Raw genomic sequence first — 13,718 nt, 5'->3', positions numbered from 1 at the left:
GGACGCAGAGGACGAGAGCAATGGCACGCAACACAGTGGGCATCCGGGACGTCGCGCGTGAAGCCGGGGTCTCAGTCACCACCGTCTCCCACATCCTCAACGACGTCGAATCGGCGCGGGCGAGCGACGAGACGCGCGAACGGGTGCGGGCCACGGCGCAGCGGCTCGGCTACGGTGCCAACCGCATCGCCCGCAGCCTTCGGCGGCAGCAGTCCGAGATGATCGGTCTGCTGAGCGAGGAGATCGCCACCACGCCGCACGCCGGCCGCATCATCCTCGGTGCCCAACAGGCGGCCCGGGAGCGGGGGCTGACGCTGGTCTTGATCAACACCTCGCGCGACGAGCTCGACATCCAGCGCGACACGGATGCGCTGCTCCGCCAGCAGGTCGACGGCGTGCTCTACGCCACCATGTATCACCGCGAGATCACGCTCCCGGCCTCCCTTCAGGCCGTGCCGACGGTGCTGATCGACTCGACGTCGGAGGACGGACGTGTGCCCTCGGTCGTGCCCGACGAGGAGGGCGGGGCCTACGTCGCGGTCGACGAACTCATCCGGCACGGACACCGCCGAATCGGCTTCATCACCAACTCCGACGACGTGCCCGCCACGCGGGGGCGGCTGGCGGGGTACCGCAAGGCGCTCGCCGACGCCGGACTCGACTTCGACCCGACCCTCGTCGTGGCCGAGCAATCCGAGACCCCGGGCGGCTACAAGGCCGCGGTCGAGGTGCTCGGGCGGCCCGATCGACCGACCGGCATGTTCTGTTACAACGACCGGATGGCCATGGGCGCCTACCGCGCGGCGGCCGAACTCGGTCTCCGCATTCCCGACGATCTCTCGCTGGTCGGCTTCGACAACCAGGAGCTCATCGCCGAGGGCCTCTATCCAGCCCTCACCACCGTGGCGCTCCCTCACTTCGAAATGGGGGAGTGGGCGCTCGGCGCTCTCACCACGTTGATGGAGGGCGGAGACGATTCCGATGAGGAGACCGTCTACGAGGTGGCTGTGCTGCCCTGCCCACTCGTGCGGCGGCAGTCGGTCGCGGCGCCGGCGCGCTCGAAGGAGGGCATCGATGAGTGAAGTGCTCGTCATCGGTGAAGCGCTCGTCGACGTGGTGTCGACCTCGGACGGTCGCGAGGCCCACGCCGGCGGGAGCCCCATGAACGTGGCGGTCGGTCTGGCCCGGTTGGGGGCATCCGTGACCCTGGCGACACGCATCGGCACCGATGAGAACGGGCGTCTTCTCTCGGATCATCTCGCCCGGTCGGGTGTGCAGCTGACGCGTGGATCGGTGGATCCCTCGTTCCGCACCTCGTCGGCGACGGCGACGATCCGGTCCGACGGATCGGCGCGGTACGACTTCGACATCACGTGGGACATCGCCGCTCCTCCGGCCGTCGGGTTCGGGGCGATCCATTCGGGGTCGATCGGAGCGCTGCTGCCGCCGGGAGGCGAGATCGTCGCGGCCTGCTTCGAGGCTGCCGGGGCCGGTGTCCTCCGCTCGTTCGACCCGAACATCCGCCCGTCGGTGCTGGGCCCGCGGGACACCGTGCTCCCCGAGGTCGAGCGCCTCGCGCGCCGGAGCACCGTCGTGAAGCTGAGTGACGAGGATGCCGCCTGGCTCCAACCCGGGCTCGATGCGGCCGAGGTGACGGCGCACTACGCGCGGCTCGGGGCCACGATCGTGATCGTCACGCAGGGCGCATCCGGGAGCCTTGTCCGGCTCGGTGCGGAGACGGCGTTCGTGCCGGCCGTCACCACCGAGGTCGCCGACACCATCGGGGCCGGTGACTCCTACATGGCGGGGCTGCTCCACTCCCTCACCACGACGGTCGGTATCGAGCCGATCGTCACCGGGACGGCTTCGTTGGCCGAGGTCGTGGAGGCGGCTTCGTTCGCGGCGGCGTGTGCCGCCGTCACGGTGAGCCGACCGGGCGCCGACCTGCCCCGGCTCGACGAGGTCGCTTCTCTCTCATCCCCCCGTTCCGAAAGCGAGACCCCATGAGCGCCGCCAACCGGTACGACGTGACCGAGTGGCCCGTCGGAGACCCGTTCGACGATGTCGGCGAGGTGATCATGAGCATCCTCGCCGACATCAAGCAACGTCAATCCGCCACCGACGAGAACGACGGCGGCAAGCCGGGCGCCGTCATCTACGTCCCGCCCGGAGACTTCCGTCTGCGCACCCAGGTCGTGATCGACGTCAGCTTCCTCCGGATCGAAGGCTCCGGTCACGGCTTCACCTCGTCGAGCATCCGTTTCAACGTGCCCGAGGACGAGTGGCCCGATCTGCACGAACTGTGGCCGGGTGGCAGCCGAATCCTCGTCGACATCCCTCCGGGCAGGCGCGCCCAGCAATCCGACGGTGCCGCCTTCCTCGTCGAGCGGCCGGGGAGTCCGCGGATCAGCGCGGTGGAGTTCTCGAACTTCTGCATCGATGGCCTGCACTTCGCCGCCGACGGCTCCGACCGGCATCCGGAGAACACCTATGCGAACGGGAAGACCGGCATCCACGTCGCCGGCGCCAACGATTCGTTCCGGGTCAACGGCATGGGGTTCGTCTACCTCGAGCACGCCCTCACCATCCACAACGCGGATGCGCTGTCGATCCACGACAACTTCGTCGCCGAGTGCGGGAGCTGCATCGAGCTGCGCGGGTGGGGTCAGGCGTCGAAGATCACCGACAACCTCATCGGAGCCGGCCCGAGCGGCTACTCGATCTACGCCGAGAACCACGGCGGCCTCCTCGTCACGGCGAACAACGTCTTTCCGCGCGGTGCGAGCAGCGTGCATTTCAGCGGCGTCACGCGCTCGAGCATCACCGCGAACCGGTTGCACTCCTTCTACCCGGGCATGCTCGTCCTCGACGCCGACAGTTCCGAGAACCTCGTGGCCTCCAACCATCTGCTGCGCGACCACGAGCCCTGGACCCCGTTCCTCGAAGTCGACAACGGTCTCGACGACGACTACGGACTGGTGCGGATCGACGGCAACGGCAACTCGGTCATCGGGAACCACATCTCCGAAGTCGTCGACTCCCGGAGCCTCCGGCCTGCGGGCACGATGCCGACGATCATCAGACTGGCCGCGGGCACGGGCAACTACGTCGCGACCAACCACGTCGTGGCGAGCGACGTGAGCGCGTCGTCGAGCAGCGGCTCTGCGTTCGAGGCGCAGGTCGACGCCCTGCTGAGCACGGCGGTGTCGAGCTCCCTCGACGTGGTCACCGTCATGGCCGACCCGGAATCGACCGGCAACACGATCCTCGACTCGGGGACCGACGTCCAGGTCGTCGCCGATCGGCACGCGAACGCGGTGAGGGCTACCCCGGCGATCGGCGCCCGCACCGACTGACGGAGTCGACGCCCGAGTGGATGGTCGCGGTCCGCCTCAGACGGATGCCCGTCGAACCGGCGGGCACGAGATCGCGAGCGGCGCTCCCGTCGGGGCCTCCTGCAGTCCGAGGAGCACCCGCACCCCTGCTGCGCCGAGCTCGTAGTGGGGGAGTGCGACCGTCGACAATGGCGGCCGCAGGTGGGCGGCGATGACCTCCTGGTTGTCGAAGCCCACGACCGCGATGTCGTTCGGGATGGTCAGGCCGAGTTCGCGCAGGCCGTCGTAGAGACCCATCGCCACGCGGTCGTTGTGGCAGAAGACGCCGGTCACGCCGAGGTCGCGGATGCGGCCGGCGACCGCGTATCCGCCCTCCTGTTCGGGTGCGGCATCCAGAACCAGGGTGGGGTCGAAGTCGATACCGGCGTCCTGCAGGGCGTCGCGGTAGCCGACCAGTCGACCCGATCGCGCGGGGGACGGAGTGGTGGTGTTCACGAAAGCGATGCGGGTGTGGCCCGCGCCCAGGAGCAACCGGGTGGCCACGTTCCCCCCTTCCCGCTCGTCGGGCACGACCGCGGGGGCCGGCGTCGCGGTGTCGAAGCAGTCGACGAGCACGTACTCGGTCTCGTGCAGCGCCGGCGGAGCGGTGACGGCGCGGTGATACCAGGTGGAGTAGAGGATGCCCCGCACCTTGTGCTCGAGCATCATCGAGATGGCGGCCTCCTCCGCAGCCAGATCGCCCTCGGTGTTGGCCACGAGCAGCACGTAGCCGTGCTTCCAGGCCTCGTCTTGGGCGCCGTGGATGATCTGACCGGCGAACGGGGTGGTGGCGATCGCGTCGGCGACGAGGCCGATGAAGTTCGAGCTCCCGCTGGAGAGTGTCTTCGCGAGGGCATTCGGCCGGAATCCCAGCTCCTTGACGGCGTCGAGAACGCGTTGGCGCGCCTCGGGGCCGATCCTCGCCCCCTTCTTGTCATTGACCACGTAGGACACGGTCGCGATCGACACGCCGGCCGCTTCGGCGACTTGGCGCATCGTGATGGGCTGGCCTGCCCGGTCGGCGCTCATCGGTTCACTCGTTTCGGACACGAGACGATCATCCCTTAGTCGCGCCGCTCGCGAGGCTGTAGGTCATGGCTTTGTTCAAGACCAGGAAGACGAGGAGCAGCGGAGTGATGCTCACGCACACCGCGGCGAAGGTCGCGGTCCAGTCGACCTTGCCCATCGCGCCGATGTAGTTCTGCAGCCCGAGCGGGATCGTCTTGAGGTCGTCGGTCAGCACGAAGGTGTTGGCGAAGATGAAGTCGTTCCAGATGAAGATGCTGTTGACCATCGCCACCGTCACCATCGTGTTCACCGACAACGGCAGCGTGATCTGCCCGAAGATGCGGTAGGGCCCCGCGCCGTCGAGCGACGCCGCTTCGTAGATCTCGCCGGGGATGTACTCGTAGAACGACGAGAACAGGTAGATCGATGTCGGAAGCGCGAACCCGGCGAGCGGGATGATGATCGACTGATAGGTGTCGAGCAGGTTCACTGCGGCGTAGTCGACGAAGAGCGGCACGAGGGCCACCTGCACCGGCACGATGATGCCGATGAGGAACAGCGCCCGCACGAACTTGCTGAAGCGGAACCCCAGCACCTGCAGGGCGTAGGCACCCATCATCCCGAGGAAGACGATCACCACGATCGCCCCGACCGTGACGATCAGCGAGTTCAGGATGTTGAGGCCGAGGTTCCCCGTGGCGAAGGCTCGCGTGTAGTTGTCGAAGGTGATCTCGGTCGGGAGAGCGAAGGGATTGCCTCCGGTGAAGTCCTGTTCGGTGCGCACGCTCGTGATGAACAGCCACGCGAGCGGGTAGACCTGCACGATGACGATGAGGGCGACGATGACGCCGGTGAGCTTGCGCTGCAGATGCAGCTGTCGGCGGCGCGGGCGCGGCAGGCTCTCCTGCTCGGAGGGCCGGATGGGGCGGGTTGCCGTGAGCGTCATGCGTCGGCCTTACGTCGGAGGAGCAGGAAGATGAGGCCGACCGCGACGAGGCACTCCACCACCACGAAAACCGAGATCGTGCTCGCGTAGCCGTAGTTCGTGCTCGTGAACGCCGTCTTGTACATGTAGGTCGTGAGGAGCTCGGACGACTGGCCGGGGCCGCCGTTGGTGAGGAGGTAGGGGATGTCGAACCCGCGGAGGGCGTTGGTGGTGGCGATGATGGTCGTCGTGATCCACACGGGGCGGATGTAGGGGAATCGGATGCGCCAGAACGTCTGCCACCACGACGCACCGTCGAGCTTCGCCGCCTCCTCGAGCTCTGCCGGCACGGCGAGCAGAGCGGCGTAGATGATGAGCATGTAGAGCCCGGTGAATCGCCATCCCTCCGGCACGGAGACGGCGGCCAGCACCGTGCCGACGTCGGAGAGCCACGCATTCTGCAGGTTGCCGAGGCCGATGAACTCCAGCACCTGGTTGATGAGTCCCTCGGGGTCGAGGGAGTAGATGCGCTGGAACAGGAACGCGATCGCCACGGTGGAGATCACCGCGGGCAGGATGTAGAGCGTCTTGACGACTTCGCGGCCCCGGCGGAGCAGGGTGAGCAGGCTCGCCACGATCAGCGCCCCTCCGAGCTGGAGGACCAGGCAGATCACCACGTAGCCGAGGGTGTTGCGGAACGCGATCCAGAACACGGTGTCACCCGTGAACATCCGGACGTAGTTCTCGAAGCCCACGAAGAGCATCGGGCTGATGCCGTCCCAGTCGAAGAAGCTGAGGAACAGCGACTGGAAGATGGGCAGCAGCACGGCGATGCCGTACAGGGCGAGCGGCGGCAGCAGGAAGACCAGCACGGAGAGGCGTGACCGCTGGGGAAGCATCGGCATCCCCTTCCTGTGGGGCCCGGAGGCCCCACATCAGGCGTGGATGGAGGGGGATTACTGGAAGGCTTTCGGCCCGTTGTCGGCGATCACGCCGTCCATGGTGCTGATGAACTCGTCGGGGTCGATCTCGCCCTGCAGCAGCAGCGTCAGTTCCTGCTGGAGCCGGGTGTTGGAGGTCGGGTCGAGCTGGGTGTCCCACGGCATCGCCGTCTTCTCGCCGACGTCGTTGGCCTGGTCGACCGCGCGCTGGTAGAGAGGAGTGGCGTTGTCCGGGATGGTGGTCTGCACGTTCGTGGTGGGAGAGAGGGCACCCGTGGCCGCGTACACCTCGGGGTAGCGCTTGAGCGCGAAGGAGAGGAAGTCGCGCACCAGCGGGTCGTAGGTCTTGGCGTTCACGGCCATTCCGATGCCCGACGGCGAGACGTACTCGTTGGCGGCGGTCACCGAGTCGGCGGTGACGGGGAGCGTGAAGTAGTCGATGTCGTCGCGCACCGAGGGGTCGAGTGCGTCGGTGGCGAGGCTGTTCAGCTCCCAGGTGCCGATGTTGTACACGGCAGCCTTGCCCGAGGTGAAGGAGGCCTGCGCGTCGGAGTATCCGGTCGACGAGAAGCCGTCTTGGAAGCATCCGGCCGACCCGAGGTCGCTCAGCCACTGCACGGCCTGCTCACCGGTCGCGTCGCTGAGTTTCGCATCGCCCTTCTTGAGCTGCTGCACGTAGTCGGGCCCCGCGGTGCGGAACGGGTAGTAGGCCATGTACCGCTCGAGTGGCCACTGGTCTTGGCCGTCGAGTGCGATGGGGGTGATGCCGGCGGCGCGGAGCTTCGTGCACATCGCGGGGAAGTCGTCGAGGGTCTTCGGCACCTCGACCCCGGCCTGCTCGAACAAGGCTTTGTTGTACCAGAAGAACTCCAGCTGGAACTCGAACGGCACCATGTAGAGGGAACCGTCGTCGAAGCGCTGGTAGTTCAGAGCGGCGGGCCGGTAGTCGTCGTAGACGCCGAGATCTTTCAGCAGCGCCTCGGCGTCCATCATCGTGCCTTGCGAGGCGAGCTTCTGGGCGAACGGGGTCGCATCCGTGTCGAACAGTTCGGGCAGTTTGTTCGCGGCGGCCAGGGTCTCGTACTTCTGGATGTACGAGGGCCGGTCGGGCGTGGTGATCAGGTTGAGGGCGAAGCCGGGGTGGTCTTTCGCGTACTCGTCGGCGATCTGCTCCATTGCGGTGATCACGCCGCCGTCGGCCGGCCGGGAGAGCAGCCAGGAGATCTCGCGGGGAACGATCTCGCCCTCAGGGCTCACATCGGTCGGATCGCTGGTGCCGGAGCTGCCACCGGAGCAGCCGCTGAGCAGCAATCCGATGGTGGCCACCGTGGCTGCGAGGGCGAGTCGTGTGCGGGTCGTGTTCATGTGTTCCATCTCCATTGATCGAAGGGTAGGTGAGGATTGGTGCTGGTGGCGAAGCGTGATGGTCAGGCGTACTGCGGGTCGGAACGTGTCATCGCGGAATCCGCGTCGGTGGCGGGAGATCCGTCGGGCCGTACCGACACCTCGAAGTCGTGCGCGGTCACCGCTCCTTCGCCCACGAACACGCCGATCCGGCCGCCGGTGCGGTCGTAGATCCGGGTGCTGAGGGTGGTACGGCCGTCGAGGTTCACGACGCACAGGTCGTTGTCGACGATGACGTCGAGCCGGTGGCGGCCCGGGGTGAGATCGCACGGGCGCTCGAGCTCGATCAGGAACGGCACGTCGCCGGAGATCTCCCACTGTCCGTCGCCCGTGCGTCGTCGGGGCCAGCGATCGAAGACCATCCGGTTGCGCTTGGGTTCGAGACGCACGATGTAGGAGGTGTCGCCGTCGCTGCTGGAGCGGAGGAGGAGGCCGCATTCGGTGGTTCCGGGGTCGATGTCAAGTGTGACCGAGGCGCGGAAGGCGGTCGGTGTGTCGTGGTCGGAGAGCGCCGCGGCGTAGCCGTGCGGGGCGGCGAGCACGAGGGGATCGCCGCTCGGGTGACCGGCGAAGGTGGTGGTCACGGGCTCGCTGAAGCTCGCGCGCGTTTCGGCGGCGAAGCCGAAGGCGAGGGTGCCGTCGGCGTTCTGTCGTGCTTCGAGCACCGACAGGGTGCCGGCCCATTGCCAGGCCCCGTCGTCGCGGGAGTCCTCCTTGCTCGCGATCCAGCCGAAGAAGAAGCGGCGGCCGTTCAGCTCGGCGGTCTTCGAGGCGTAGAAGGCGCGGCCGTCGATGCTGTCGAACTCGGGCACCTGCCACGGACCGTCGAGGGATCGGGCCATCCGATAGCGCGTCGTGAAGCCCTCGGAGAACTCGGAGTACACGAGGTACCACCAGTCGCCCCAGTGGAACACCTCGGGGCATTCGTGAGCGATGTAGCGGCGAGGATCCCAGAACGGCTCAACGGGCTCCCAGGTGACGAGGTCGGTCGAGACGCACTGGGCGATCACACCGCGCCGCCGCTCGGGGCCGTCGATGTGCCGGGCGGCGATGAGCATCCGCCAGACCCCGGCCGCCTCGTCGCGGAACACGAAGGGATCGCGCCAGTCGCCGGATTCGTAGCCGGCGGATGCGCCGAAGGTGTGCTCCGGATGCCGGGTCCAGCTGGCCATCCCGTCGGAGCTGGTGGCGTGCATGACCAATTGCAGCGGCAGCCCGTCGGAGCCCAGGTGGCGCGGGTTCTGGCCGGTGTAGAAGAGGTGGAAGGTGTCTCCCTGCTGCACGATGCTTCCGGTGTAGACGTTGAAGTCCGGGTCGTCGGCCGTGCCGTGTTCGAAGGCCAGCCCTTCGTCATCGAAGTGGACGAGGTCGCGGGTGGTGACGAGGTGCCACGGGGTGCCCGGCTTCGGGTCGGATCGCTCTTCGTAGAGGTAGAAGAGGGCGAGGTCGCCGTCGTGCTGGAAGGGGATGATGTCTCCCACCCACGCGCCGCGCGGCTGGAAGAAAGTGTGATCGGGCATCGTCGTCGAGTCCTTTGGTTAAACGCTTGATCATGACCATAAACGATGGAATTCTTTTGATCAAGCGGTTAAGCAATTTAAGCGTCTGCCCGAGGCGGATGCTCTCGCGGGACTGGCGACCCGACAGTAGCCTGGATGCGAACCAGTTCCGCCTGCATCGAGGGAGAGCAAGGGATGCGACCGCTGCGCTACGGAATCAACGTCACCCTCGACGGTTGCGTTCATCATGAGGCGGGTGTAGCCCCCGACGAGGACTCGATGCGCTTCTGGACCGCCGAGATGGACAGGGCGGACGCGCTGATCTATGGCCGGGTCACCTACGAGATGATGGAGGCCGCTTGGCGGCGGCCCGCCACAGGCGAGTGGCCGAACTGGATGGGGGAGTGGGACATCCCGTTCGCCGAGAGCATCGACGGCAAGAAGAAGTACGTCGTGTCGAGCGCCTTGGCCGAGGTCGACTGGAACGCCGAACTCGTGCGAGACGATGTGGGCGACGCGGTCCGGCGGCTCAAGGCGGAGGTGGGAGGGCCGCTGTCGGTCGGGGGCGTCACGTTGCCCCTGGCGCTCGCCGACCTCGGCCTGATCGACGAGTATGTGTTCGTCGTGCATCCGGTGATCGCCGGCCGCGGCCCGACCTTGCTCGCCGGACTGCGAGAGCGGGTCGAGCTCGAGCTCGTCGAGCGCCAGGACTTCCGCTCGGGGGCCATGGGCCTGCTCTTCCGGCCCGCTGCGGTGTGAGACGAATGAGCCGGGACCGTCTCCGCGCTTCTCGATGATCAGCCAAAGTTCGCGGTGAGGACGACGTCAATCACCATCAGCTGAATCGTTCGGATCTGAAGATTGGCCCACGACTGAGCTGGGTTCGCGCTAAAGAACGTCCCGCCGCCGGGTGGAACGGGGTCGTCGACGGACCACTGTGCGCACCACGCGATCGACGCGGCGTCGGAGCACGCGAAGGGTGCGGCGCATCCGGCCCACCACGGTCGCACGACGGCCATGCGGCGCACTGACCCACGGTTCGCGCTGCTGGGCCGGGTCAGCCGCCTCGGCGGCGACCTCACCCTCGACCGGCTGACATACTGTTGCCGACAGCTGAAGGGGTATGTATCGCCGGTACTCTCAAGGCATGTCGCTGCTGGATCGCATTGTCGTCAGCCCGAAGGTCGTGCACGGCCGTCCCGCCGTTCGCGGTACACGGGTGCGTGTGGCAGATGTGCTCTTGCTTTTGGCCGCGGGCGCATCGGAGGCAGAGATCCTCGAGGACTACCCGTTCCTCACGGCCGACGACATCCGCGCCTGCCTCGAGTACGCTGCCGCTCAGGCAGATCACGCGATCGTGTTCGCTTCCTAACCAGCGCGTTTCCTCATCGACGCCACTGCCGCCGGTACCTGCCTGCACGCTGGCCCCGCGCTCCCGCTGCCGCGCGGCCCGAATTACGCCGTCGTTTCCGTAGCCCACGGCGTCAGAGAGTCAAACGCATCCGCTCCGCAAACATTGGAACTCCGGATGCTTCCAGGCGATCGACGATATCAGTGGCGGCCAGATGAGGTGGCGGCTCGTGGTCAAGATTCGTCTCACTGCATCGACAACAGCGACGGGGTCGTCGTCGAACAACTTGGTCAGGAAAGCATCCGGATGCTGCGCTGTCACGCCGTACTGCGCTAGGTCGTCCGCAGGAAAGTCCTTCAGATTTGCGGTGATGATCACGCTGGCGCGGGCCTGGATTGCGGCAGCGAGCACATGCCGATCGTCAGGATCAGGCAACTCGAGCTCGTCGATCAGATACTCGAAGCCGGTCACTGGGGCGTCGCGCACGGCATCGGTCATCAGCGTCCGAGTTCTGTCCAACGCGCCGATGTCGAGGTCCGGCCGGTTTGCGCGAAGGATCCGAAACACCTCGTCCAGAATCTGCTCCGTCCAGCGCGCCCGCACGGCGCCGGCGATGGAGAGCCGGATGAGAATGTCACGGAGGAGCGAAGGGTAGAGAACGTTCGCGTCATAGACGGCGACGACGGTCACCGGTCGAAGCCCATGTCCTCTGTCAATCGCACCAACTCGTCAGCTGCATCATGAGCTCGAGCGTCAGCACGAGCCTTGTACGCGAGCAGCGAATCCGTGTTCACTCGACGATGTGTTCCCACCATCCGATAGTCGATCTCGGCACTTTCCAGCAGCTTGATCAGGTAGGGGCGCGAAACGTTGAGCACCTCCGCGGCCTGCACCGTCGTCAGCTCGTCATCGCGCGACAGCACGCTCACGTGGTGGCCGGCGGCGAGGTTCTCGAGAGCCGCGATAACAACCCCTGTCATCTCCGCGGGGATCTCGACCGGCGACTCCTCACCCACAATCGTCAGTTCGACCACGTTCGACCCCGGCGCCGCTTCTGCCGCACGGCGAACCCGATCAAGGGCGCGCTTGGCGACGCGCTCCGGGCTCTCACCAGGGACGTGATTGGCGGCGGTTGACATGCACCCATTGTCGCGCCACAAACGCAATAAGTGAAGCGAACGCTATGCCGTCACGATGTTGAGTGCGTCGCCTCTGAGATCAACTACGACAGCACGATCGTCGCCGATAGTCGCGCCTGCACTAGAACGCAACTGCAAATGCCGGACCTAAAGGCAATTCAGCTTGAATCGCAGGAGCACCCTCGACGTCTCGTAGCGCCCTGTCCCTCGGGCCTGCCGCCACGTTTGGTGGCACAGAACAGTGCGCGACACGCCGCGTCCCGTGCAGCCGCTCGATACCGGCGGACGTGTGGTCCCACGCGCTCCGAGTGACCCGAGGCTGGTGGATGGCGCTCTCGTGGCTATTACGCACTGAACGACACTGCGCCAGCACCGCGCTTCCGTTCCCTCTTCTTCGGGACTACTCCCGTCATTTCAATCTTGGCTAGGGCAACTTTGAACCCACCGCGAGTGATCTGATCGATCGAGTTTGCAATCTGAACCTTTGTAAAGAAGAAAAGGGACTTGCTTAGGGGTCCGGGCTTCGGCGTGGCGATTGCGAGCACGAATGTTGCGTCGTTGCGTGATAAAGCCTCGGCGCCCGGACGCAAACTTACCCAATGAGCGTGAAGGTGAGATTGGTAGCGTAGGTCTCCCCACGTGGCGGCACTCACCAACGCCTGGGCAACAAGGTGAGAGAGCGTTGCAGAACTGGACGCAGACTTGACGCATAGGAACTCGCCATCGGCAGTCAACAGATCGCATATTTCTAGCTTCTCGCGAGGCCCTAGCTGAACTAGCTTCTTGTCCATCAGGGCATAACCCTTTTGTTTCGCTGTACGTACGTTGTATGACCCTTCGGAAGTTGGGTCAGACGTATCCGCCTTGAGGGCGGGTGCATCCCAAACCGGCAGAGCCAATTGTGCACTTAGGTCGGCAATGTCTTTAATCTTCTGATCTACGGATTCCGCAAAATCCTCTCGAACGGTGAACCATAGTCCGGCAGAGAGCAAGTAGTTGGTGCCATCGTGAGTCACTTCCGTTTGCACGTATGACTTTAGGTCGCGCACTCGGTCGACGAGTCCGCCGTCGCCATCGACTGCATAGACGCGCACCGCAGTTAGCGGATCCTTATCAGCCTTGAGTTCGTCGATAATGTCGAAGATTGCAACGTTGTCGAGCTCTTCAATGTCGAATCTGTGATAGTTCGCGGTGATCTCGAAGTGGTCTAAGCGGTCCAACTCAAACGGATCGGGAGCGGCGAACGTAATTCTGGGCTCTCGCGCCCTTAGTTGATTCGTGACTAATGCGTCGAGGTCTTCGACTACGGGATCGCTCTTGTCGATTGGCGTGATCTGGTCGAGAAACGGGAAGACCGATGAGTAGTGATCAGAGCGATAGGCAGAAAGAACGGCGTCCACCTTCGATTCGATGTCTTGAATCGAAAATTTGGGAACGGTGATACGTAACGAGTCCGATCCTGAAACGGACGTGCCGAAGGTCTTGTCCGTGGCAGTGCCTGCGAGTTGTCGCAGCCAATCTTCATTCACTTCGATGTTGAGGTCCGCGAACTGCCCATCCACAGGAAGAATCGTCTTTTGGTCTCGGGCATCCCTGGCTACGCCTCGTGTCTGAGCGCTGCGAACCTTGGATTCACTCACTACGTTCGCTGTGACGCGAAGGCCAAATCCTCGCTCGATGAGGGCGGGCCGGATCGCGTGGAACCCGATTCCAAAGGTTATCGCGAAGACCCGGCTGTCACGAAGCACCAAGAGGACCGCGCCGAGGCTCTGGTTCTTGAAATCTAGAACACTCTCGCTGAGTTCGGCGATCAAGGCGACATCTTTTACCCAGTCAGGATGCCGGGCGTTACCTGTCATTACATACGTCGCAGAGGTAGCCGAAGAAAGGCTTCTACCGGGAACGAATTGAGCTTTGGCGGTCTCGCGGAACACCTCGTCAGACAGGTCGGCTCCATCACGAAGTAAATACATGGTTAGACGCATCTGAATCCCCCTCTTTCGAACCGACCCATAAAAATCTGCCAGGGAACTGACGTTCGCCATGCCCCCAGTTCTGGGTTGATTTTCTTACTCCA

The 13,718-nt window shown here is 65.1% G+C and carries 13 protein-coding genes; 5 read left to right on the top strand and 8 right to left on the bottom strand.

Annotated elements, in window-relative coordinates; all coding sequences use genetic code 11:
* The first annotated feature begins 20 nt into the window (after nucleotides 1–20).
* From AC3WLB_RS02740 to AC3WLB_RS02730, 3 genes are read left to right on the top strand one after another with little or no spacing between them, the layout of a single operon-like run.
* The gene (locus AC3WLB_RS02740) at nucleotides 21–1,082 is read left to right on the top strand and encodes a LacI family DNA-binding transcriptional regulator (RefSeq protein ID WP_492503047.1); all 1,062 of its coding nucleotides are present in this window, start codon (nucleotides 21–23) and stop codon (nucleotides 1,080–1,082) included.
* Nucleotides 1,075–2,007, top strand: a complete 933-nt coding sequence (locus tag AC3WLB_RS02735; RefSeq protein WP_492503045.1) for a carbohydrate kinase family protein — start codon at nucleotides 1,075–1,077, stop codon at nucleotides 2,005–2,007. Before AC3WLB_RS02740 ends, AC3WLB_RS02735 begins: the two co-directional genes overlap by 8 nt.
* Nucleotides 2,004–3,356, top strand: coding sequence for a NosD domain-containing protein (locus AC3WLB_RS02730; protein WP_492503043.1), 1,353 nt, complete (start codon nucleotides 2,004–2,006; stop codon nucleotides 3,354–3,356). Before AC3WLB_RS02735 ends, AC3WLB_RS02730 begins: the two co-directional genes overlap by 4 nt.
* 36 nt (nucleotides 3,357–3,392) lie before the next feature.
* On the opposite strand, the gene AC3WLB_RS02725 is transcribed toward AC3WLB_RS02730, so the two are convergent.
* The 5 genes from AC3WLB_RS02725 to AC3WLB_RS02705 all read right to left on the bottom strand — a co-directional run bounded on the left by AC3WLB_RS02725 (nucleotide 3,393) and on the right by AC3WLB_RS02705 (nucleotide 9,172).
* Entirely contained in the window at nucleotides 3,393–4,424 is a 1,032-nt protein-coding gene (locus AC3WLB_RS02725; RefSeq protein WP_492503041.1) for a LacI family DNA-binding transcriptional regulator, read from the bottom strand.
* 7 nt (nucleotides 4,425–4,431) lie between these two features.
* The gene (locus tag AC3WLB_RS02720) at nucleotides 4,432–5,328 is read right to left on the bottom strand and encodes a carbohydrate ABC transporter permease (RefSeq protein WP_492503039.1); all 897 of its coding nucleotides are present in this window, start codon (nucleotides 5,326–5,328) and stop codon (nucleotides 4,432–4,434) included.
* Nucleotides 5,325–6,206 (bottom strand): carbohydrate ABC transporter permease, encoded by an 882-nt coding sequence (locus tag AC3WLB_RS02715; RefSeq protein ID WP_492503037.1) that lies wholly within the window; start codon nucleotides 6,204–6,206, stop codon nucleotides 5,325–5,327. The genes AC3WLB_RS02720 and AC3WLB_RS02715 overlap by 4 nt, the downstream gene beginning before the upstream one ends.
* Nucleotides 6,207–6,263: 57 nt before the next feature.
* On the bottom strand, nucleotides 6,264–7,613 hold the full coding sequence (locus AC3WLB_RS02710; RefSeq protein WP_492503035.1) for an ABC transporter substrate-binding protein: 1,350 nt from the start codon (nucleotides 7,611–7,613) through the stop codon (nucleotides 6,264–6,266).
* Nucleotides 7,614–7,675: 62 nt separating this feature from the next.
* Nucleotides 7,676–9,172 carry a family 43 glycosylhydrolase gene (locus AC3WLB_RS02705; protein WP_492503033.1) on the bottom strand — a complete coding sequence of 499 codons (1,497 nt, stop codon included), beginning with the start codon at nucleotides 9,170–9,172 and terminating at the stop codon, nucleotides 7,676–7,678.
* 174 nt (nucleotides 9,173–9,346) lie between these two features.
* Here AC3WLB_RS02705 and AC3WLB_RS02700 point away from each other — a divergent pair, with 174 nt between their 5' ends.
* Entirely contained in the window at nucleotides 9,347–9,910 is a 564-nt protein-coding gene (locus AC3WLB_RS02700) for a dihydrofolate reductase family protein (RefSeq protein WP_492504648.1), read from the top strand.
* 388 nt (nucleotides 9,911–10,298) lie between these two features.
* Entirely contained in the window at nucleotides 10,299–10,523 is a 225-nt protein-coding gene (locus tag AC3WLB_RS02695; protein ID WP_492503031.1) for a DUF433 domain-containing protein, read from the top strand.
* A 120-nt stretch (nucleotides 10,524–10,643) separates the two neighbouring features.
* On the opposite strand, the gene AC3WLB_RS02690 is transcribed toward AC3WLB_RS02695, so the two are convergent.
* From AC3WLB_RS02690 to AC3WLB_RS02680, 3 genes are all read right to left on the bottom strand, one after another.
* Nucleotides 10,644–11,192, bottom strand: coding sequence for a PIN domain-containing protein (locus AC3WLB_RS02690; protein WP_492503029.1), 549 nt, complete (start codon nucleotides 11,190–11,192; stop codon nucleotides 10,644–10,646).
* The gene (locus AC3WLB_RS02685) at nucleotides 11,189–11,641 is read right to left on the bottom strand and encodes an excisionase family DNA-binding protein (protein ID WP_492503027.1); all 453 of its coding nucleotides are present in this window, start codon (nucleotides 11,639–11,641) and stop codon (nucleotides 11,189–11,191) included. Before AC3WLB_RS02685 ends, AC3WLB_RS02690 begins: the two co-directional genes overlap by 4 nt.
* A gap of 344 nt (nucleotides 11,642–11,985) precedes the next feature.
* Nucleotides 11,986–13,686 (bottom strand): DUF6119 family protein, encoded by a 1,701-nt coding sequence (locus AC3WLB_RS02680; protein ID WP_492503025.1) that lies wholly within the window; start codon nucleotides 13,684–13,686, stop codon nucleotides 11,986–11,988.
* Between the last annotated feature and the right edge of the window lie 32 nt (nucleotides 13,687–13,718).

It is taken from the genome of Herbiconiux sp. FW305-C-125 (genome assembly GCF_058783455.1).
The sequence above is the reverse complement of the archived record's forward strand: the minus strand, read 5'-3'. Positions and strand labels throughout refer to the sequence as shown.